This window comes from Thermomonospora cellulosilytica, assembly GCF_014138835.1.
Taxonomy (GTDB): Bacteria; Actinomycetota; Actinomycetes; order Streptosporangiales; family Streptosporangiaceae; genus Thermomonospora; species Thermomonospora amylolytica.
In genome coordinates, this window is record NZ_JACJII010000001.1 from 6,434,316 (window position 1) to 6,454,961 (window position 20,646).

The window sequence follows — 20,646 nt, forward strand, 5'->3', positions numbered from 1 at the left end:
GACGGCTGGACAGGTCGCCGCCGATCGCGCTGTGAGCGGGTAGCAGGTCAGGGTTCGATCAGGCCGGTGCGGATGGCGTAGCGGGTCAACTCCAGGCGGTCCTTGAGGCCGAGTTTGGCCAGGATGTTGGCGCGGTGGCGTTCGACGGTCTTGACGCTGATGACGAGGGTGTCGGCGATCTCCTTGGAGGAGTGGCCCTCGGCGACGAGTTTGAGGATCTCCTCCTCGCGGGGGGTCAGCGGCGAGTCGAGGGGGCCGCCCTGGCGGGCCTGGTCGAGATAGCTGCGGATCAGGGCGGTGACCGCGCCGGGGTACAGGAACGGTTCGCCGCGCATCGCCGCCCGGCACGCCTGCACCAGGTCGCGGTCGGCCAGGGACTTGAGCACGTAGCCCGCGGCGCCCGCCTTGAGGGCCTCGAAGAGGTACTGCTCGTTGTCGTGCATGGTGAGGATGAGCAGGCGCAGGTCCGGGTGCCGGCGCGACAGTTCGCGGGCCGCCTGCAGGCCGGTCATCCGGGGCATGGCCACGTCCAGAATGGCCAGGTCGGCCTCCACCTCCTGGAGCAGTTCGACGGCCTCGGCGCCGTCCCCGGCCTCGGCGACGACCTGCAGGTCGGGTTCGCCGTCCAGGATGAGCCGGACGCCCCGGCGCACCAGTGCGTGGTCGTCGGCCAGCAGGATGCGGGTCTTGCGGGTGGCTGTCATGGTCGTTCCTCGCCGGTGGGGCCGGTGGGCACGTACAGGGAGACGCGGGTGCCGCCCTGGGGGCGGGCTCCGATGGTGAGCTCCCCGCCGACCAGCAGGGCGCGTTCGCGCATGCCACGGATCCCGGCGCCTTCGGGGACGTCGCCCGTTCCCTCGCCGTTGTCGTCGACTCGCAGGAGCACGCCGCCGTCGGCAGGGGCCAGGCTCAGCTCGACCGCCGTGGCGCCCGAATGTCGGGCGGCGTTGGTCAGGGCCTCCTGGGCGATCCGGTAGAGCACCAGTTCCGTGTCGGGGGTCAGCGGCGGCAGGCCGGGCCGCAGGTCCCGGTGGACGCGCAGCGCGGTGTGGGCGGTGAACTGGCCGGCCAGCGCGGCGAGCGCGCTGACCAGTCCGAGGTCCTCCAGCACGTCGGGGCGCAGCCGGCGGGCGATGCGGCGCACCTCGTCCAGGCTGTGGCGGGTGGTCTCCTGGGCGTACCTCAGGTCCTCGCGCAACGGCTCGGGGGCCCGGTCGGTGAGCCGTTTGAGCTCCAGCAGCACGGCGGTCAGGCTCTGGCCGATCTCGTCGTGCAGTTCCCGGGCGATGCGGCGGCGTTCCTCCTCCTGGGCGGACAGGGCGCGGGCGCTGCTGGCTCCGCGCTCGGCCTCCAGCCGCCCCAGCATCTGGTTGAACGTGTCGATCAGCGCCGCGACCTCGCCGGTGCCGGTGACGGGCAGCCGCTGGCCGGGACGCAGCAGGTCGACGGTGGTCATCAGCCGGGTGAGCCGGTCCAGCGGCGCCAGCCCCCAGCGCAGCAGGGCGGCGTTGACGGCCAGCATCGCCGCCAGCCCGGCCAGCAGCACCACCGCCTCGATCAGCCGGATGGGGGCCGACACCGTCCACGGCCCGACCATCAGCAGGACGGTGGCGACCGCGCCCACCAGCGCGTTCAGCCAGAACACCCGCCAGAACAGCCGCACCGCGCGCAGTCTCCCGTCATCGCCGTCCGCTCCGGCCCCGGCCGGCCGGGGTGCGGGCGCTTCATCCACGGTAGGCGCCCTCATGCGTCCATCGTGCAGCCGCCCCGGCGTGCCGGTCGATCCGGTGCGGCACCGATGAATCCGTGCCCATGGGGAACGGGCGGGCCTGCGGATACATGGTCGGCCGCCGGGAAATGGGGGTCGTCCCCGATGGTGGCCGCCGCCTCGCCCGCTCATGGTGGACAGGGAAGCCGGAACCCGATCCGCGTCGCCGGCGTCCGGGCCCCTGTCCGCGTCTCCGCGGCCGGACGCCGGCGACGCAGGCCCTCCACAACGACGTGGGGGGCTTTTCGAATGCCCGGCACCGAGGCGGTGCCCGAAGGGAGCCCTTGCGATGACCGTGAACGACGCCACGCGCGGTACGGCCGGCGGATACGAGCCGGGTGGTGCTGCCGCCCGGCAGGCCCGCGAGCGGCTGGAGCAGGAGCGCCACACCCGGACGGCGGAGCTGGCCGTTCTGGAGCACCAGGGCGACCTGCACTCCGACGAGGCGGCGCTGGCCCGGTTCGACACGCTGCGCAAGACCCTGGAGGAGGTCGACGCCGCCCTGGCCCGTCTGGACGGCGGCGTCTACGGGATCTGCGAGGGCTGCGGCGAGCCGATCCCCGAGGGCCGTCTGGAGATCCTGCCCTACGCCCGCTTCTGCGTGCGGTGCCAGCAGCGGCGGCGCTGATCGTGCGGCCCGCCGCCGGTGACCGGACGCGCCGGGCGGCCGGGGGCGGGCCTCGCCGCCGTTCCTGCCGGGCTCGCCCCCGGGCCGTACGAGCCCCGGCCCGCATCCGCGGAGCATCGGTCGCGCCCACGTGCACCGACCGTGAAGGAGGTCCCTCATGCCGCTCGACGCCCGAGGTCACCTGTCCAGCGTGCAACTGCAGGCCCTGCGTGAGCAGTTGCAGGGCCGGCTGCTGTGGCGCAGCCTCGAGCTGGACCGGTTGCTGGCCGAGCTGCGGAACCACACCGGCCCCGCCGGCGAGCGCACCGCGCTGTACGCCGGGATCACCCTCGCCGAGGCGCAGGCCGCCGAGCTGCAGGAAGCCCTCGAACGCATGGCGACCGGCGACTACGGCCGCTGCCGGGCCTGCGACGCCCCCATCGCCTTCGCCCATCTGAAGCTGCGGCCGCTGGCCCGCCACTGCCCCCGATGCGCCCGGGAACACGCCGGGTGACGGCGATCGCCGTCCGGCTCCTATCGCCTGGGTGTGATGACCGGGGAGTTGAACGGGAGGACCAGCAGCGGCCCCGTCACCACCACACGGTCGGTGTTCGGCTCGCCCCAGCCGAGGTCGGCCGTCTGGTGGCAGGTGCCGCGGTCTTCGATCCAGTACGCGGCGTTCGCGCCGCCCGGCCCGGAGCGGAAGCGGCCGAAGAGCGAGATGCGGTCCCGGATCTTGCCCTTCTGGTCCACCACGAACCCGTGGATGGGGTAGGTGCCCCGGAATCCGCCGTTCTCCGTCCGCGCCTCGTACGCCAGGTCGGAGATCAGCACGCGCAGCGTCTCGCCCGTCTCGTCGGTCACGGTGGCGTCGAACTCGCCGAGGAACGGCGTCACGAAGCCGGGGAATCCCGCGTGGAACCGCTCCGGATACGGCGCGGGCCGCCGTTCCAGCAGCGAGAACCGCCAGGTGCGCTCGAAGGTGCCCGACTTGATGGTGTACGTGCCGTTCTCGCAGACGAACGGCCGGAAGGTGCGCCCGGCCAGGTCGATGACCTGCCGCACGATCTCGTTGCCGGTCGCGGGATCGCCGAACTCCTCGTCCACCACGTTCGTGGTGATCCCGTGCCTGGTCAGCTTGAGCGTGAAGCCCGGCCCGACCGCCGCGACGCGCCCCTCGCTCTCCTTGACGTGGACGTCCCGGACCTCCTGGGCGGAGGCGCCCGGCGCCATCAGCCCCGCGCCCAGCACCACCCCGGCCACAACGGCGAATCGGATCACGGCCCCTCCCGCCCTCTGCACGTCGTCGTACGGAGGCCCATGATCACAGAAAAGTCCGGTGCCGCCCAGACCTCGGCCGCATCCGGCCCACCCGACCGGGACCGGCCTGCTCAGGGCGGGGCGGGGCATCGGGTGTCCCGTCGCAGGTGGGGCCGGTCGCCTGTACTCCCCTCCTGGCGACCGGCCCCGCCCGCTTCCCTCCCGGCGGCCGGCCTCGTCCGCGGTGCCGGGTGGGAACCGGTGGACGTCAACGGCCGGCGCCGGGGCGGTGCTCCAGCCCTGTCACCGCCCCGGCGCCGGCCGGGGGCCGCCGCGGCGCCCGGGGCTCGTGCCACCGGGTCGCCGCGGCGGGTCTTCCTTGGTGCGCGTTACGGGGCGACGGCCCTGTTGCAGGCCTGCTGCGCGTCGGTCTGGCCGAGCCCGGTCACCGCCATCAGCAGCAGGCAGGCGCTCTCGGCGACCGAGGGGGACACCGTCTGGGCCGCCGTCTGGGTGGCCTCGCAGAACGCCGTCCGCAGGAGGCTGGACTGGTTCACGGAGGCCAGGTAGGCCACGCAGTCGGCGGCGTCGGCGTGGGCGGGCGCCGACAGGCCGACCAGGCCCGCGGCGGTCAGTGAGCCGGCCACGGCGGTGGTCGCGGCGATCCGGGAGAACATTCGCATCGTGATCCCTCCACTACGTTCGGGTGCCTTTACCTTCTCTTGGGATCACTTTGGGTGTATATCTCCACACAGAGAGTGGTAAGCAGCCCTTCGCCGTACCGTTTCCTGACTGAACGGTGACAACCGGGTCAAGATTCATCGGACACCACGTACCGGACATCACCAGGGAGGAACAAAACGCCCCGGCAGTACCCGAAGGAAACTCACATCTTCGCTGGACCAGGGAAGACGACCCCAACCCTCAGGACACCCCGGCCGCGCCCCGAGCCGGTCGAACGCCGCGTCGGACTCCGCCTCGGGAAGCGGGAACGCGCAGTGCCGGGCGGTGATCGGCCCGGCGCCCGCGTCGGCGAAGTCCAGGGGCACGCCGTTGGCGGTGGTGACGGGGATGAAGCGGTACCGGCTCTGTCCCCGAACGCATGCGCCGCATGGGGGACGAGCCGTTTCCGGCTTCAGCGGTCCGTTCGCAGGTCACGCCGCGGACGGAGCTGGGTGAGCGTGGTCAGGGCGGCGACGAAGCACAGGTTCCAGGCGTAGCCGAGCAGGAACAGGGCCACCGGCCGTGCCGGGGCGACGGCGTCCAATACATGCTCGTATAACCAACGGCCATGGATCCGCATTCGCGGACGTTCCGGGCGGAATGCGGTAGAAGGGAGGCACGTCCGCCAGGTGAGGAGCCCGCATGTCCGTCGTCATGCCGTTGCGGCCCGGGGATCCGCAGGCCGTCGGGGCGTGGGAGATCGCCGGGCGGCTCGGCGAGGGCGGGCAGAGCGTGGTGTATCTCGGGCGCGGGGCCGACGGGCGGCGGGTCGCGGTCAAGGTGCTGCGGGGGCTGGACCCGGCCGCCCGGCTGCGGATGGAACGGGAGGTCGCGGCGGCCCGGCGGGTCGCGCCGTTCTGCACCGTGCCGATCCTCGACGTGCGGCTGGACGCGACGCCGCCGTACGTGGTGAGCGAGTACGTGGACGGGCCGTCGCTGCAACGGGCGGTGGAGACGGGCGGGCCGCTGCGGGGGGCGGCGCTGGACCGGCTGGCGGTGGCGACGGCGACCGCGCTGGCGGCGATCCACCGGGCCGGGGTGGTGCACCGGGACTTCAAGCCGCACAACGTGCTGCTGGGGCCGGACGGGCCGCGGGTGATCGACTTCGGGATCGCCCGAGAGGTGGATCTGGCCTCCTCGCTCACCCAGGGGCCGATCGGGACCCCGGCCTACATGGCGCCGGAGCAGATCGAGGGCGACCAGGTCACGGCGGCGGCCGACATGTTCGCCTGGGGCGCGGTGATGGTGTTCGCCGCGACCGGGCATCCGGCATTCGCACGGGACGGCGTGCAGGCGCTGTTCCACCAGATCCTCAGCGGGGAGCCGGACCTGTCGGGCATGGCGGAGCCGCTGCGCTCGATCGCGGCGGCGTGCCTGGCCAAGGACCCTGCGCGGCGGCCCACCGCCGAACAGGTCGTCTCGCGGCTCACGGGGCACGGGGCCGCCGGGACGGAGACCGCGGCGGGCGCGCAGCCGCCCGCTCCCCCGCCCTGGACCCCGCATCCGCACTTCAAGCCGACCGTCCTGCCGCAGCCCAGGCCCCGCAGGGCGTGGCCGGTGCTGCTGGCGATGCTCGCGCTGGTGATGGTGCCGGTGCTGGCCTTGGGCGGCCTCGTCGGGGCGCGGCTGCTGGAGGACGCCGGCGGGCCGCGGAACGATCCGCCGTACGTCACGACGCTGCCCGACATGTGCACGATCTACGACGACGGGAACGGCCGGGAGGTGCTGCGCGCCATGGGGGCCGCCCTCGGCCGGCGGATCCCGCAGGGCGAGGACGACGGGTACGGCCGCTGGGAGCTGTGCGCGTTCGGCACCGAACGGTTCCCGCCCAAGAACACGTTCCAGATCCAGCTCAACCTCTACAACACCCGGAACCCGGAACAGGGCGTCACCGACGCCCGCAACGCGATCCGGGGCGGCACCGACTTCGGCTGCACCGGCCCGGCCGCCACCGGAGACGCCGCCGTCGGCGGCGAGGACAGCTGCGCGGGCGTCACCGAGGAGGGCTGGGTCATCGTCGTCGCCCGCCGGGGCAACGTCCTCGCCCTGGCCTCCTGCTCGGCCTCCACCGTCTCCGACGCCGACCGCCGGGCCCTGCGCCGCGCCGCCGTCCTCGCCCTGGACCGGACGTTCTAGATCATCGAGCGCATGGGGCCGGGCGGGGGCTCCACGCCCAGGTCGGTCAGGGCGGAGGCGTGGTAGACCGAGCCCGGCACGTGGATGGCGTGGGCCAGGCCCACGTGGGCGTCGCGCCAGAAGCGCTGGATGGGGTTGTCCCGGCGCATGGCGTTGCCGCCGGAGCGGACCACGATCTCGTTCATGGCCTGCACGGCGCGCCAGGCGGCGCGGACCTGGACGCGGCGGCCGGCGGCGCGTTCGGCGAAGGTGATCTCCCGACCGGCGGCGGCCTTGTCGTACATGCGGCAGGCGTTGTCGATCAGTGCGGTGCGGGAGGCGGAGATCTCGGCGGCGGCCTCGCTGATCGCGTACAGCACGTACGGGTCGTCCTTGATCCGGGTGCCGGTGATCTGGACGCGGTCGCGCTGGTAGGCCAGGTGGCAGGCCAGCGCCCCCTCGGTGATGCCGATGACGGCAGCGGTGATGCCCAGCGGGAACACCGTGGAGAACGGGGTCAGGTAGGTCGGGTTGGTCAGCCCCGCCTCGCGGGGCGCGGACCCGTCGATGACCTTGGCGAACGGGATGACGCGGTAGTCGGGCACGAAGGCGTCGCGGACGACGATGTCCTTGGAGCCGGTGCCGCACAGCCCGGCGACCTCCCAGGAGCCCTCCACGATCTCGTAGTCCGAGCGCGGCAGGATCAGATGCAGGGCCTGCGGCGGCTGCGCCATCCTGCCGTCCGCGTCCCCCAGCATCCCGCCGAGGAAGATCCAGTCGCAGTGGTCGGTGCCCGAGGAGAACTGCCAGCGCCCGTTGAAGACGTAACCCCCGTCCACCGGGCGGGCGATGCCCATCGGCGCGTACGGGGAGGCGATCCAGGTGTCGGGGTCCTCGCCCCAGATCTCCTGCTGCACCCTCGGGTCGGCCATCGCCATCTCCCACGGGTGCACGCCGACGATCCCGGCGATCCATCCGGCCGACCCGTCCAGGGCGGCGATCGCCATCACCGTCTCGGCGAACTCGCGGGGATGCGCCTCCAGCCCGCCGTGCCCGGCCGGCTGGAGCAGCCGGATCACCCCGGCGTCCCGCAGCACCCCGGCGGCCTTGTCGTCCAGCCTGCCGAGCCGCTCGCCGACCGGGCCCAGCTCGCGGATCTCCTCGGCGCGTTCCATGATCTCGTCGAGCACGCGGTTGCGCATGGCCTGAACTCCCGTGGTGTCGCGGTCAGCCGTCGTAGCTGACCCTGAGGCGGTCGCTGAGCGGCCTGGCCTGGCAGGCGAGGATGAGCCCGTCGTCGAGGTCCCGGCGGTCCAGCACGGTGTTGGCGTCCATCTCGGCATCGCCCTCCAGCAGCACGCAGGCGCAGGCGGCGCAGGAGCCCTCGCGGCAGGAGTACGGCGCGTCGACCCCGGCGCGCAGCAGCACGTCCAGCAGGCGTTGCGAGCGCGGCCAGGTCACCGTGCGGGTCTCGCCGTCGATCTCCACCTCGACGGTGGCGGGGGCCTCGTCGTCGGCGGCGTCGTCGGGCTCCGGCTCGGCGAACGGGTCGCCGGACAGCGAGAAGAACTTCTCCACATGGACGCGCCCGGCCGGCACGCCGAGCCCGGTGAGCACCGAGGTCGCCAGATCCATGAACGCCTCCGGCCCGCACACGAACGCCTCCCGGCCCCGGTACGGGCGGGCCAGCGCGCGCAGGGCGGCGGCCGTGGGCAGGCCCTGCAGCGACTCCAGCCAGTGCACGACGGTCAGCCGTTCGCCGTGCCGTTCGGCCAGGGCGCGCAGCTCACCGGCGAAGATCACCGAACGCTCGTCGCGGTTGGCGTAGACCAGCGTCACCGACCCGCGCCCGGCGGCCAGGCAGGACTTGAGGATCGACATCACCGGGGTGATGCCGCTGCCCGCCGCCAGCAGCAGCAGGTCCTCGTCCAGCGACGCGGGGGTGAACGTGCCGGAGGGCCGCAGCACCTCCAGCACGTCGCCCTCGGCGACGTTGTCGCAGATCCAGTTGGACCCCAGGCCCCCGGCGACCCGCTTGACGGTCACCTTGAGCCGGTCGTCGCACACCGGCGAGCTGCACAGCGAATAGCAGCGCGCCACGTGACCGTCCCCCGCCGGGACCCGGACGGTGAGGAACTGGCCGGGCCGGTAGGCGAACCGGTCCCGGTCCTCCTCGGCGGGCTCCAGCACGAGGGTGTGGGCCTCGGCGGTCTCCCGGACCACCTCGGCGACCCGCACCTTCAGCACCGTCATGCCCGCCCCGCGCGGGAGGCCGCGTGCTTGGCGGCGATGTAGCCGAACACGATCGACGGGCCGATGGTCGCGCCCGGACCGGCGTACTCGTTGCCCATCACCGACGCCGAGGTGTTGCCGGTGGCGTACAGGCCCTCGATCACCGAGCCGTCCTCGCGCAGCACCCGGCTGTGCTCGTCGCACACCAGCCCGCCCTTGGTGCCCAGGTCGCCGACCTCGATCCGGAACGCGTGGAACGGGGCGGTGTCGATGACGTCGAGGTTGGGGTTCTTGAGCCGGGGGTCGCCGTAGTAGCGGTCGTAGGCGCTGTCGCCCCGGCCGTACTCGGGGTCCTTGCCGTCGCGGGCGTGGGCGTTGAACTTCTCCACCGTCTCGGTGAGGGCGTCCGCCGGGACGCCGATCTTGCCCGCCAGCTCGGCGAGGGTCCCGGCCTTGAACGCGATGCCCGCGTCGTAGAACGCCTGCGGGATCGGCGCGCCCGGCAGGATCTGCGCGAACGGGTAACGCGCGCGGGCCTTGGCGTCCATCACCATCCAGCACGGCACATGCCCGCCGGCGAGCTGGTCGTGGACGAAGTTGACGTACGGGGCGGCCTCGTTGGTGAACCGGCGGCCCTCGGCGTTCACGATCACCTGGCGGGGGATGGCGCGTTCGGACACCAGCGGGATCGTCGCCCCGGCCGGGTGGCGGACGGCGGGCATCCACCAGGCGTCGTCCATCAGGTCCAGGGCCGCGCCGAGCCGCTCCCCCGCGAGGATGCCGTCACCGGTGTTCTCCCGCGCGCCCATGCCGAAGTCGTCCTGCCCGCCCTCGGGCAGGTACTTGGCGCGCATCTCGGGGTTGTGGTCGAAGCCCCCGGTCGCCAGCACCACCCCGTGCCGCGCCCGGATCCGCAGGGTCTCGCCGTCGCGTTCCACGACGACCCCGGTCACCGCGCCGTTCTCGTCGGTGACCAGTTCGGTCATCGGGGTCCGGAGCCACAGCGGGACGCCGGCGTCCTTGAGCGCCATCCGCATCCGCGCCACCAGGGCCCGTCCGCCGGTGGCCATGTGGCGGCGCCGGACCAGGTTGGACGACACCCGCCAGGCGGCGACCAGGGAGGCGCGGCGGCCCCGCCAGGTCCGCTTGGCCATCGCCAGGTCGCGGTAGTCCTTGGCGGTGACCCACAGGCCCAGCGGCCCCTTCATGCTGTTGGGCCGCTGGTACTTCTCGTCCTCGCCCAGCTTGCGGGTGTCGAACGGCTTGGGCTCGATGGACCTGCCCAGGGGACGGCCGCCCTCCAGCTCGGGGTGGTAGTCGGAGTAGCCCTTGGTCCAGAAGAACTCCATCCACCTGCTCCGGCAGAGCAGCTCCATCGCGGCGGGGCCGTTGTCGATGAACGCGTCCAGGCGTTCCCCGGGGACCCTGCCGCCGGTGAGCTGGTCGAGGTAGCGGCGGACGGACTCGCGGGAGTCGTTGTGGCCGAGCCTGCGCAGCACGGGGTTGTTGGGGATCCAGATGCCGCCGCCGGAGATGCCGGTGCTGCCGCCGTACTTCCTGCCCTTCTCCACGATCAGCGGCTCGAGGCCCTGGTCGTGGGCGGTCAGCGCCGCCGTCATCCCACCGCCGCCGCTGCCGACGATCACCAGGTCGTACTCGGCGACCCACCCGGCGGCGCTCATGAGGCGTCCTTGCGGGTCAGGAAGGCCAGGACGGTGCGCTCCCAGGCCTCCTTCTGCTCGATCATCACCCAGTGCCCGCAGTTGGGGAAGATGTGCACCTCCACGTCGGGGATGGTCCGCATCGGCAGCAGCGCCATGTCCACGGGGCTGACCCGGTCGTCGCGGCCCCAGGTGATGAGGGTGCGGGCCCTGAGTTTGTGCAGCATCGCCCAGTACGGCGGGGCGTCGGAGGCGGCCGTCATCTTGGCGCGGGCCGCCGCCGCGGCCCTGCCGTACATGCGGCGGGAGGAGGCGAGGGTGTCGGGGTCGGTGGCCTGCCGCCAGCGCTCCTCGATCATCTCCTCGGTGACCAGGGACGGGTCGTGGACCATCGAGTGCAGCCACTGGACCAGCCGCTCCCGGGTGGGGTCCTCGACGAACTCCATCAGCAGGTTGATGCCCTCCCCCGGCGCGGGGCTGAGGACGTTCGGGCCGATGCCGCCGATGGTGACCAGCCGGCGCACCCGGTCCGGATGCGCCAGCGCCCACTGGACGCCGACGATCCCGCCCATCGAGTTGCCGATCACGTCCACCTGGTGCAGGCCCAGCCCGTCCAGGAACCGGGTCACCGCCTGGGGGGCCGCGACCATGGGGTGCCGGTCGGTGGAGTCGCTCACTCCGAAGCCGGGGAACTCCAGGACCAGGCAGCGGAAGTGCTCGGCCAGCGCCGGCAGGTTGCCGCGGAAGTTCCGCCAGCCGGTGACGCCGGGGCCGGAGCCGTGCAGCAGCAACAGCGGAGGGCCGTCGCCCGCCTCGTGGTAACGCAGCACGCCCTGGTCGGTGGCGAGTTCGCGCAACGTCGACGCGTGGGTCAGCTCGGTGGTCATCGTCCCTCAGTCCGTCGGGAGTGGCGTTGCCGGGAACGTAATCAGCGCCCTGTCAAGGTCGCCGGACCCATCCCGATCAGCGGGACGCGCCCCGACGGGCGAGGGACGCGGGGATGCTCCTTACCGCTCAACGGGATCCCGCTTACCGGCCGTCACGGGCCGCCGCCTACGGTCGAAGGGCCGTGCCGAGGCCAGCCCGAGAGGTGACCCATGTCAGCCGAGCCAGCGCTCACCACCGACACCGGCCCCGACTCGCTGGAATTCCGGCGGGCCATGGGGCTGTTCGCCACCGGGGTCACGGTGGTGACCGGGCTGGACGGCGGGGAGCCGGTGGGGTTCGCCTGCCAGTCGTTCGCCTCGGTGTCGCTGGAGCCGCCGCTGGTGCTGTTCTGCGCCGACCACCGGGGCCGGTCCTGGCCGCGGATCCGGCGGTCCGGCCGGTTCTGCGTGAACGTGCTGGCCGAGGACCAGCGGGAGGTCTGCGAACGCTTCGGCTCGCCCCGGGGCCGCCGGTTCGAGGGCCTGGAGTGGGAGGTCTCGCCGTGGGGCGCCCCCGCCCTGCCCGGCGTGCTGGTCCGGGTCCACGCCGCCGTGCACGCCGTGCACCCGGCCGGGGACCACGACGTGGTCATCGGGCAGGTGCTGGCGATCGAACGCGTGGCCGACGAACACCGCCCGATGATCTTCTTCCGCAGCCGTTTCGGCATCGACGAGCCCGACGCCCCGATCGCCCCCGACCCCTGGTCCAGGGCCGACCGCTGGGGATGACCGCCGTTCCCGCGACTCCCGCGGCTTCCACGACAACCGACCGGCGCGTTCTCGGGGGATCTCGCCGGGCGGCTCCCGCCGTCCCGTTCCCCTGGTACCGTCCCCCACGCAGGCCCGGGACGACTCCCCTCCTCCCGGGCCTGCCCCATCGGGTCCGGCGCGCGTTCAGAACCAGGTGCGGGCGTCGAGGGCCAGCAGGCGGTTCATGGTCTCCGGGGACCAGGTGGCCTCCGGCGGCGGCGCCGGGCAGGGGCGGCGGGTCCTGGCGCGGCGTGCCGACGCGCCGGAGCCGGGGAACAGGGTCAGGGAGGCCTCGCGGGCGGCGGCGGCCACCAGCGGGGCGACGTTCTCCAGCGGGGTGCGGATGTCGCCGACCAGGGACAGGCCGGCGACCGGGCCCTCCTCGCCGCGGATCGCCGCCGCCACGCAGGCGATGCCGGGGAACGACTCGCCGCGTTCGAACGCCAGCCCGCGCCGCCGCCGGATCCGGTGCAGCTCCTGGTGCAGGGTGCCCAGGTCGCCGATGGTGCGGTTGGTCAGCCGGTACGGCTCGGGGCCGAGCAGCGCGTCGACCCGCTCGGGCTCCAGCCAGGCCAGGATCGCCTTGCCCAGCGCGGTGGAGTGCGCCGGGGCCCGGCCGCCGACCCGGGACGGCACCGAGGTGGCCAGCCGTCCGCCGACCTTGTCCAGGTAGAGGATCTCCGCCCCGTCCAGCACCGCCAGGTGCGCCACCAGCCCGGTGGTGATCTGCAGCTCGTGCAGCAGCGGCGCGGCCACCTCGCGGATCCGGCTCTGCCCGCCGTCCCCGCCGCCGAGCCCCAGCGCCCGCTGCCCGAGCCCGTAGCCGTGGGCGTTGTGGTCCAGCCAGTGCTGCCGGACCAGCTGGTCGAGGATGCGGTGCGCGGTCGAGCGGGGCAGCCCGGTGTGCCGGGCCACGTCCTCCAGCGTCAGCCGGGCCGACCGTCCCGTGAACGCGTCCAGGATCAGGGTCATCCGCTCCACCATCGACGGGGGCGGTTCGGTCCGCGCGGACGCGGCCGGCCGCACTGCTCGCCCGGTCATCGCACCTCCCAGACGACTGAAATGAATTCTCGTCTGCTGGGCAATGTAACAACGCCACCGCGATCCGTGAAGACTTCCATCGCCCCGGTTCCGGGCCGGACACGATCGCGGCGACCGACCGCGCACTAGAACGTTTTTTGGTCCCCTGTACGTCGATCACCCGGTGACTCGTTCGACCGTGATGAGGAAGTCGACCCGGCGGTACGGGTTGGGCAGGCCGATCTCGGCCGCGCGGACCGGGTCGTCCACGGTGGCGAACTCGCGGATCAGGCCGGCCTTGACGCCGAACACGGCGTCGGAGTCCAGATACGGCGTACCGGCCACGAACAGATGCGTGGTCAGCGTGCGCACTCCGGGCGCCGAGATCTGGAAGTGGATGTGGGCGGGCCGGTTGGGGTGCCGCCCGGTCGCCCGCAGCAGTCTTCCGACCGGCCCGTCGTCGGGGATCGGGTAGTGGCGCGGCACGATCGTGCGGAACCAGAACCGGCCGTCCTCATCGGCGGTGAACAGGCCGCGCAGGTTGAGCGGCGGCACTTCGCCGGGCCGCTGCACGTCGTAGTACCCGTCGGCGTCGGCCTGCCAGACGTCCACCGACGCCCCCGCCACCGGGACGCCGCCGGTGTCGGCCACACGCCCGGTGACCAGGCACGGCTCGCCCTTGCCGAGCTCGTCGATGCTGTCGCCGAGCGCACGGGGCGGCGAGGCCACCATGTGGAACGGCCCCTCCACCGTGGACTCGGTGGCTCCGTCCGCCCGCCCGTCGAGGGCGTCGACCAGCGTCGACACCCCGAGCACGTCGGACAGCAGAACGAACTCCTGCCGCGTGCCGGTGCACATCCGCCCGGTCTCGGTCAGGAAGCCGATCGCCGCCTCCCACTCCCGCGGAGTGAGCGCGACCTCCTTGACGAACGCGTGCAGATGCCGCACCAGCGCCATCAGCACCTCACGCAGCCGGGGATCCGCCGTATCGGCGAAGCTTCCGGCGACGATCTCGGCCGAACGCTCCACCCCGAACGGCTCCGGCGGCCCGCCACCGTCTCCGCCCATCCGTCCTCCGCCTCCCCGTGGTCCGGTCACGACCGTGAACGTTCCCACCCCACCGGAGTCGCCGCCCTTCCCCGCCCCGAAAGCCACGACCAGTCGCCAAACCCGGACCCGATCAAGGCACCAGGCAAAACGCCCGGCCAGCCGGAGCACCGCTCCGGCCACAAAGGTGTCGACGGACAAGGACGCACCCGCCCCGATCCCCCCATCGCCCCACCGAGAACCGGCGCACCCGTCGTTCCGCTCCGCTTCGGTCCGGTCCGGCAGGCGGGCCGCCGGGGCTGTTGACAGCCGTCCGGTTCGCGACGCAGACTGCTCGGCGGATTTATGAACGAAAGTTCACTACACGAACACTGCTCTGAGGGCGGGGATATGGACAAGGTGGTGGCCAGTGCGGCGGCGGCCGTCGCGGACGTCCCGGACGGGGCGTCGCTGGCCGTCGGCGGCTTCGGGCTCAGCGGCGTGCCGAACGTCCTGATCGAGGCGCTGCACGAGGCCGGGCCGACCGGGCTGCACGTGGTGTCGAACAACTGCGGGGTGGACGGCGGCGGCCTGGGCATCCTGCTGGCCGCGGGCCGGATCGCCCGGGTGACCGGCTCCTACATCGGCGAGAACAGGACGTTCGCCCGCAAGTACCTGGCCGGGGAGGTCGAGGTCGAACTGATCCCGCAGGGCACGCTCGCCGAACGGCTGCGCGCCGGCGGCTGCGGCATCCCGGCGTTCTACACGCCCGCCGGGGTCGGGACCGCCGTCGCCGAGGGCGGCCTGCCCTGGCGGTACGCGCCGGACGGCAGTGTGGCGGTGGCCTCCCCGCCCAAGGAGGTCCGCGAGTTCGACGGCGTCGAGTACGTGCTGGAACGCGGCATCGTCACCGACTTCGCGCTGGTTCGGGCCGGGCGCGGGGACCGGTACGGCAACCTGGTGTTCAACAAGTCCTCCCGCAACTTCAACCCGCTCGCCGCGATGGCCGGGCGGATCACCATCGCCGAGGTCGAGGAACTGGTGGACGCCCTCGATCCCGACGAGGTCCACCTTCCGGGCGTGTTCGTCCAGCGGGTGGTGCCGCTGACCCCCGAGCAGGCGGCGGCCAAAGGGATCGAGAAGAGGACGGTGCGCGCCTGATGGCCTGGACCCGTGACGAGATGGCGGCCCGCGCCGCCGCCGAACTGACCGACGGCTCCTACGTCAACCTCGGCATCGGCCTGCCCACCCTGGTGCCCGGCCACGTGCCCCCCGGCGTGCACGTCGTGCTGCACTCCGAGAACGGCGTCCTGGGCGTCGGCCCCTACCCGCGCGAGGACGAGGTCGACCCCGATCTGATCAACGCCGGCAAGGAGACCGTCACCGTCCTGCCCGGCGCCTCCTTCTTCGACTCCTCCCTGTCGTTCGGGATGATCCGCGGCGGCCACATCGACACCGCCATCCTGGGCGCCATGCAGGTCTCGGCCCGCGGCGACCTGGCCAACTGGGTCATCCCCGGCGCCATGATCAAGGGCATGGGCGGCGCCATGGACCTGGTCCACGGCGCCCGCCGGGTGATCGTGCTGACCACCCACACCGCCAAGGACGGCACCCCCAAGATCGTCGAGGAGTGCACCCTCCCCCTCACCGGCCGCGCCTGCGTCGACCGCATCATCACCGACCTGGCCGTCCTCGACATCACCCCCGACGGCCTGGTCCTGGTCGAAACCGCCCCCGGCGTAACCCCCGAAGAGGTCACCACCCGAACCGCCGCCAAACTCACCGTCCCCGACTCACTCCCCCGCTGACCCGTCCCATCGGGAGGCCGAGGCGCGGGCCGGCCTCCCGATGGGCGCCGCGCATGGCCGGAAACCCGACCGAACACGCCCGGCCGGACGCCTTCAGTCCTGCACGATGAACACCGTCACGTTCTTCGGATCGCCGGCGGTGGCCGCAGGGTCCCCCAGAGATTCCGCGACGTCGTTCAGGACATCACAGGCCATGCCGTACTCGTCCGGAGACAGTTCACGGAACCCCGCAGAACCTCTCCAGATGATCAGCACGCTCGGGCCGCCGAGCGAATTGATCCCACCCCACAGAGAATCCGCCAGGGCGTCCCAACTGCGGGATCCCGCCAACGGCGGATCCAGCGGAAGCGACTCCCGCACGGCATCGAAGAATCCCCGGCGATCCGAACGCCCGGCGGTCGAAATCGAGTAGACCCGGACGTCACCGCCATCCGCGGCTTCGACGGCCTCCAGCAGGTCACCTTCACCGACCACTTCGACGCGGCCCCTGGGACCGGACATCAGATCACCGAGCCCTGGATGACGCAGCCCTTTCCAGTCTGTACATCAACTCCCCAAAGTCCAGATCTGCGACTCTACAGAACCCTTGATCCAGGTTCATCAAGTCGGACATCACTCCCACGCGAGGAACACCCGCATGCCGCCGAGTTCGTCAAGCGTGGCGGTCGCCCAGCGGCGCTGGGGACGATCGGCTTCAAAGAACTGCAGAGGCATGCTCCGCGGGTGCCGTCAGGGTGACGCCTCCATCGGGGATCGTCGTGAGGAATGCTCGGGCGGCCGGGCTCAGGTCCTGCTCCGAGCGTGCGGCCAGCAGCAGGCTTCGGGGTGCCGGCGGACGCAGGGGGACGGCGGCGATTCCATCGCGCCTCTCGTCCAGGGCCAGTGACGGGATGACGCTGACCCCGACGTTCTCCCGGACCATGGCCAGCAGCGTACTCATCGTGTGGACCCGGTGGGCTGGGGCGAGCGAAAGTCCCCGGCTGCGGTAAAGGTCCCGGAGCAGCGGCTCGCAACCGGCGCCCGACAGCAGGAACGGATCGTCCTCCAGATCGGCGAGGGAAACGGCGGGCTCGCCGGCCAGCGGATGGTCGGCGGGCAGCACGGCCAGGAATTCGTCGTTCGCAAACGGCACCGTGTGAAGGTCGGGTCGCAGGCCGCAGACCACACCGAGTTCGACGACACGCCGTTCGATCCACTCGTTCACCTCGTCGTCGGTCCCCTCCCAAAGGAGCACCTCGACGGCCGGGTGCAGCCTGCGGAACTCGCGCACGAAGGCCGGCAGCACGCGGTGCGCGCTCGGGAACGCGCCGATTCCGAGCCGCCCGGTGACCAGCCCCGCCGCCGCGGCGGCCTCCTCGGCGAACCGGTCGACATGGCGCAGCGCCTCGGCCGCGTGCGGGATCAGCCGCCGGCCGACCTCGGTCAGCCGGCAGCCCGTGCGCTCCCGGACGACCAGCCGCAGGCCGAGTTCGTTCTCCAGCGAGTTGAGCGCGTGGCTCACCGCGGACTGCGTGACGTCCAGCAGTTCGGCGGCGCCGGTCACGCTGCCCGCCTCGTGCACGGCGCGCAGCGCGCGCAGTTGCGCGAGATTCATGAGCCCGCCTCATCCCCGAGATGAATTGCTCTTGTTTGTCGAGAACGACTGTAGCGGCCTATCAAGGACTCGTCCCGGCGGCCCTTTCTGCGCAAGGAGAGCAATGACCTTCATCGACCTGGGGGTCCTGCTGGCGGTGGGCGCTCTTTGGGGCGCCTCGTTCCTGTTCATGCGGGAGGCGGCCCCGGTGCTCGGCCCGGTGGGAATGACCGAGGCGCGGGTTCTGCTGGCCGGGCTCTGCCTGCTGGCGGTCACCGCGGCGCTGCGGAGGATTTCCGACCTGCGCCGGGATCCGGGTGGATTCCTCGTTCTCGGCGCATTGACGGCCGCCGTTCCCTTCACCCTCATCGCGGTCGCGGAACTGAGGATCACCGCGTCCCTGGCGGCGATCCTGAACGCCACCACCCCGCTCTTCGCCCTGCTGGTGTCGTCCATACGGCAGCGCGCCCGCCCGTCCGGCGGCCAGTTCACCGGGGTGCTGCTGGGCGTGGTGGGGGTCGCGGTCCTGGTGGGGCTCGGTCCTCCGCACGTCGACGGCACGCTGCTCCTGGCGGTCGGCGCCAGCCTGCTGGCCGCCCTCTGCTACGCGTTGGGCGGGACGTACACGCAGATCCGGTTCCCCGGCACCCATCCCCTGGTCACCGCGACCGGCCAGCAACTGGGGGCGGCGGTGATCCTGCTGGGGCCGGCGCTGGCGCTGCCGCCGCGCCGCTCCCCCGGCACCGGCATCCTGCTGGCCGTGCTCGCCCTCGCCCTGGCCTGCACGGCGCTGGGTTTCGTGCTGTTCTTCCGGATGGTGAGCAGGGTGGGGCCGACCGGAGCGCTGTCGGTCACCTTTCTCGTGCCGTTGTTCGGGCTGCTGTGGGGCACCGTGTTCCTCGGGGAGCCGCTGAGCTGGAGCACCCCGTTCGGCATGGCGCTGGTCCTCGCCGCAGTGTTCCTCGTCACCGACCGCCGGCCGCCCGCCCCGGCGAGGCCACAGGACGGGCACGTCCAGGAACACCGAGCCGCTCCGTCGCGCCGGCACCGGGCCTAGAAGATCACAAAACGACCACCGACCTCAGAATCCTCACCACTGCACAGCGATGCAGCCCGGAGGCCGGGCAAGTGCACGGGCTCAGGCTCGCCGGCCTGGTCGCCGGGCGCGCCGGTGCGCGGAACCCCGCGGACAAACGATCTCGAAATACGAAAGCAGGTCAGGGATCATGCCCCTGACCTGCATCTGCTCTGTACCCCCGAGCGGATTCGAACCGCCGTTACCGCCTTGAGAGGGAGATTCACCCTCCGAATCCACCCCTTCACTGATCGCAACATCTTGGCTACGATGCAGGTCAGAGGCATGATCACCGTCCGCGACGGTGCCGCCTAATCACCCCGACTGATGCGTCGTCCGATGACGAGCCGATGACAAACGATCATGAATGAGGTGCCGTGGGGTTCTCACGAAAGCGCGTGGACAAGGACGGCAACGTCCGCTACACCGCCACCTACCGTGACCTGAAGGGCCGGATCCGCTCCGCCGGGACGTTCTCCAGCAAGAAGAAGGCCGACAAGGCATGGCAGGACAAGGAGGCCGAACTGCGCCAGGGCCGGGTCGGCGATCCGAGCCGCGGCCAGATGACGTTAAGGAAGTACGCCGAGGACGTCTGGCTCCCCAACCACCGGATCGAGCCCAAGACCCGGGAGAAGTACACCGGCTATCTCGACAAGCACATCTTCCCGGAACTGGGCCCGATGAAAATGGCCGACATCTTCCCCGAGCACATCCGCCAGTGGATCACCAAGCTGCAGGCAGCCGGCGTGTCCCCCTGGGTCATCCAGTCCTGCAAAAGCTCGATCCTCAACGCGCTGTTCACCACCGCGCTCAATGACCAGATCATCTACATCCACCCCTGCCGAGGGGTGAAGATCCCCACCGTCCCGAGCACACCCCGCACCATCATCACCCCTGAACAGTTCGACGTCCTTTACCAGGCACTGGGCGAACCCGACCACCGACTGCTCGTGGAGACCGACATCGAGACCGGCCTGCGCTGGGGCGAACTGATCGAGCTACGCGTCAAGGACCTCGACCTGGCCACCCGGATGCTGACCGTGAGCCGCAAGGCCACCGAGATCAGCCCCAAGTTCCACCCCGACGGCAAGCGGTTCCTGATCACCCGTTACCCCAAGGACAAGGAGTTCCGGCGGCTCAAACTCAGCAAGCAGATCACCAAGAAGCTCCAGGCCCACATCGACGCGCACCGCCTGGGCCCCGAGGACCTGCTCTTCGCCCGCCGCGTCCAGGCACGCCCGCCCATCCGCGTCCAAGCCGTCCCCGACCCCGCCGAACTCGGCCTCACCCGCCCCAACGCCAAGGGCCGCCAGTACCAGCACGGCACCATCAGCGCCTACAACGCCGGCCCCTGCCGCTGCGACCACTGCCGAGCCGCCTACGCCCAGTACCGAGCCGAACGCCGCGCCAAGGGCAAGGACCGCCCCCGCACCACCATCAAGGTCGAGGATCACGACGAGCACATCCCCCGCAACTGGTTCCGCCGCTACGTATGGCACCCCGCCCTCAAGGCCGCCGACTTGGGCATCACCCCCCGCGTCCACGACCTCCGCCACTCCCACGCCTCCTGGCTCCTGCACGGCGGCGCCGACCTCCAGGTCGTCAAGGACCGCCTCGGCCACGCCTCCATCGTCACCACCCAGAAGTACCTGCACACCCTCCCCGAAGCCGACGACACCGCCATCGACGCCTTCACCAAGATCCGCAAACGTTCCAAGAAGAAGAACAAGAAACCCAAAAAGCCCCTGAAGACCACAAGCTGACCTCCCGCACCGGGAACCTCTCTGGGAGTCAAGGAGGTCGGGTTCAAATCCCGCCATCCCGACACGAAAAGCAGGTCAGAGGCCTGATCGTCACCACGACGATCAGGCCTCTTGATCGTTGACCACCGTTCGACCATGCCCCGGAACCTGCCGCCCCATGCCGACTGGTGACGCCGCATACCCTGTCTCATCGGGCCTTCCACGGTCACAGCCACCCGCCGACCAACCAGGTTCACACGAAGTCCCCGAACAGGCCGAGTCCGACCGACCCGATTGGGGCAGCCCCGGCCGGGCGGCCGTGCCACCGACGCGAATCGCCGCCTGTTCGAGCGGCCGGGG

General features: G+C 71.8%; 21 protein-coding genes. 8 read left to right on the forward strand and 13 right to left on the reverse strand.

The features are described from left to right. Positions 1-47: 47 nt before the first annotated feature. Both HNR21_RS30375 and HNR21_RS30380 read right to left on the reverse strand, forming a co-directional pair. A complete protein-coding gene (locus HNR21_RS30375) occupies positions 48-704 on the reverse strand; it encodes a response regulator (protein WP_182707839.1) in 657 nt (218 codons plus the stop codon). Continuing rightward, entirely contained in the window at positions 701-1,663 is a 963-nt protein-coding gene (locus tag HNR21_RS30380; protein ID WP_182707840.1) for a sensor histidine kinase, read from the reverse strand. Before HNR21_RS30380 ends, HNR21_RS30375 begins: the two co-directional genes overlap by 4 nt. A gap of 394 nt (positions 1,664-2,057) precedes the next feature. Here HNR21_RS30380 and HNR21_RS30385 point away from each other — a divergent pair, with 394 nt between their 5' ends. Both HNR21_RS30385 and HNR21_RS30390 read left to right on the forward strand, forming a co-directional pair. Further along, the gene (locus HNR21_RS30385) at positions 2,058-2,396 is read left to right on the forward strand and encodes a TraR/DksA family transcriptional regulator (protein ID WP_182707841.1); all 339 of its coding nucleotides are present in this window, start codon (positions 2,058-2,060) and stop codon (positions 2,394-2,396) included. A 157-nt stretch (positions 2,397-2,553) separates the two neighbouring features. Beyond that, positions 2,554-2,889, forward strand: coding sequence for a TraR/DksA family transcriptional regulator (locus HNR21_RS30390; RefSeq protein WP_182707842.1), 336 nt, complete (start codon positions 2,554-2,556; stop codon positions 2,887-2,889). A gap of 20 nt (positions 2,890-2,909) precedes the next feature. Here the strand turns inward: HNR21_RS30390 and HNR21_RS30395 are convergent, their stop codons facing one another. From HNR21_RS30395 to HNR21_RS36185, 3 genes are all read right to left on the reverse strand, one after another. Beyond that, positions 2,910-3,656: a hypothetical protein gene (locus HNR21_RS30395; protein ID WP_182707843.1), complete on the reverse strand. Its 747-nt coding sequence runs from the start codon at positions 3,654-3,656 to the stop codon at positions 2,910-2,912. A gap of 368 nt (positions 3,657-4,024) precedes the next feature. Further along, positions 4,025-4,318: a hypothetical protein gene (locus HNR21_RS30400; RefSeq protein WP_182707844.1), complete on the reverse strand. Its 294-nt coding sequence runs from the start codon at positions 4,316-4,318 to the stop codon at positions 4,025-4,027. A gap of 452 nt (positions 4,319-4,770) precedes the next feature. Then, positions 4,771-4,902: a hypothetical protein gene (locus HNR21_RS36185; RefSeq protein ID WP_281402069.1), complete on the reverse strand. Its 132-nt coding sequence runs from the start codon at positions 4,900-4,902 to the stop codon at positions 4,771-4,773. 98 nt (positions 4,903-5,000) lie between these two features. Here HNR21_RS36185 and HNR21_RS30405 point away from each other — a divergent pair, with 98 nt between their 5' ends. Next, on the forward strand, positions 5,001-6,494 hold the full coding sequence (locus HNR21_RS30405) for a serine/threonine-protein kinase (protein ID WP_182707845.1): 1,494 nt from the start codon (positions 5,001-5,003) through the stop codon (positions 6,492-6,494). On the opposite strand, the gene HNR21_RS30410 is transcribed toward HNR21_RS30405, so the two are convergent. The 4 genes from HNR21_RS30410 to HNR21_RS30425 are packed head-to-tail and all read right to left on the reverse strand — an operon-like array spanning position 6,491 to position 11,253. Continuing rightward, complete coding sequence (locus tag HNR21_RS30410; protein WP_182707846.1) at positions 6,491-7,675, reverse strand: acyl-CoA dehydrogenase family protein; 1,185 nt, start codon at positions 7,673-7,675, stop codon at positions 6,491-6,493. The genes HNR21_RS30405 and HNR21_RS30410 overlap by 4 nt on opposite strands. 25 nt (positions 7,676-7,700) lie before the next feature. After that, positions 7,701-8,726: a ferredoxin--NADP reductase gene (locus HNR21_RS30415; protein WP_182707847.1), complete on the reverse strand. Its 1,026-nt coding sequence runs from the start codon at positions 8,724-8,726 to the stop codon at positions 7,701-7,703. Continuing rightward, positions 8,723-10,387 carry an FAD-binding protein gene (locus tag HNR21_RS30420; RefSeq protein WP_182707848.1) on the reverse strand — a complete coding sequence of 555 codons (1,665 nt, stop codon included), beginning with the start codon at positions 10,385-10,387 and terminating at the stop codon, positions 8,723-8,725. Before HNR21_RS30420 ends, HNR21_RS30415 begins: the two co-directional genes overlap by 4 nt. Then, positions 10,384-11,253 carry an alpha/beta fold hydrolase gene (locus tag HNR21_RS30425; protein ID WP_182707849.1) on the reverse strand — a complete coding sequence of 290 codons (870 nt, stop codon included), beginning with the start codon at positions 11,251-11,253 and terminating at the stop codon, positions 10,384-10,386. Before HNR21_RS30425 ends, HNR21_RS30420 begins: the two co-directional genes overlap by 4 nt. 210 nt (positions 11,254-11,463) lie before the next feature. On the opposite strand from HNR21_RS30425, the gene HNR21_RS30430 reads away from it, so the two are divergent. Then, positions 11,464-12,021, forward strand: a complete 558-nt coding sequence (locus HNR21_RS30430; RefSeq protein WP_119729194.1) for a flavin reductase family protein — start codon at positions 11,464-11,466, stop codon at positions 12,019-12,021. A 165-nt stretch (positions 12,022-12,186) separates the two neighbouring features. On the opposite strand, the gene HNR21_RS30435 is transcribed toward HNR21_RS30430, so the two are convergent. Both HNR21_RS30435 and HNR21_RS30440 read right to left on the reverse strand, forming a co-directional pair. Further along, the gene (locus tag HNR21_RS30435; protein ID WP_220500361.1) at positions 12,187-13,083 is read right to left on the reverse strand and encodes an IclR family transcriptional regulator; all 897 of its coding nucleotides are present in this window, start codon (positions 13,081-13,083) and stop codon (positions 12,187-12,189) included. 156 nt (positions 13,084-13,239) lie between these two features. Beyond that, positions 13,240-14,130 carry a dioxygenase family protein gene (locus HNR21_RS30440; protein ID WP_182707850.1) on the reverse strand — a complete coding sequence of 297 codons (891 nt, stop codon included), beginning with the start codon at positions 14,128-14,130 and terminating at the stop codon, positions 13,240-13,242. Positions 14,131-14,499: 369 nt separating this feature from the next. On the opposite strand from HNR21_RS30440, the gene HNR21_RS30445 reads away from it, so the two are divergent. Then, complete coding sequence (locus tag HNR21_RS30445) at positions 14,500-15,249, forward strand: CoA transferase subunit A (protein WP_182707851.1); 750 nt, start codon at positions 14,500-14,502, stop codon at positions 15,247-15,249. Beyond that, positions 15,249-15,896, forward strand: coding sequence for a CoA transferase subunit B (locus HNR21_RS30450; RefSeq protein ID WP_182707852.1), 648 nt, complete (start codon positions 15,249-15,251; stop codon positions 15,894-15,896). The genes HNR21_RS30445 and HNR21_RS30450 overlap by 1 nt, the downstream gene beginning before the upstream one ends. Before the next feature lie 93 nt (positions 15,897-15,989). Here the strand turns inward: HNR21_RS30450 and HNR21_RS30455 are convergent, their stop codons facing one another. Together HNR21_RS30455 and HNR21_RS30460 are read right to left on the reverse strand one after the other, a co-directional pair. Next, complete coding sequence (locus HNR21_RS30455) at positions 15,990-16,397, reverse strand: barstar family protein (protein WP_182707853.1); 408 nt, start codon at positions 16,395-16,397, stop codon at positions 15,990-15,992. A gap of 193 nt (positions 16,398-16,590) precedes the next feature. Continuing rightward, positions 16,591-17,490: a LysR family transcriptional regulator gene (locus HNR21_RS30460; RefSeq protein ID WP_182707854.1), complete on the reverse strand. Its 900-nt coding sequence runs from the start codon at positions 17,488-17,490 to the stop codon at positions 16,591-16,593. Positions 17,491-17,593: 103 nt separating this feature from the next. Between HNR21_RS30460 and HNR21_RS30465 the strand changes: the two genes are divergently transcribed. Next, on the forward strand, positions 17,594-18,526 hold the full coding sequence (locus HNR21_RS30465; protein WP_182707855.1) for a DMT family transporter: 933 nt from the start codon (positions 17,594-17,596) through the stop codon (positions 18,524-18,526). Between the two features lie 395 nt (positions 18,527-18,921). Beyond that, positions 18,922-20,307, forward strand: coding sequence for a tyrosine-type recombinase/integrase (locus tag HNR21_RS30470; RefSeq protein WP_182707856.1), 1,386 nt, complete (start codon positions 18,922-18,924; stop codon positions 20,305-20,307). The last annotated feature ends 339 nt before the right edge of the window (positions 20,308-20,646 follow it).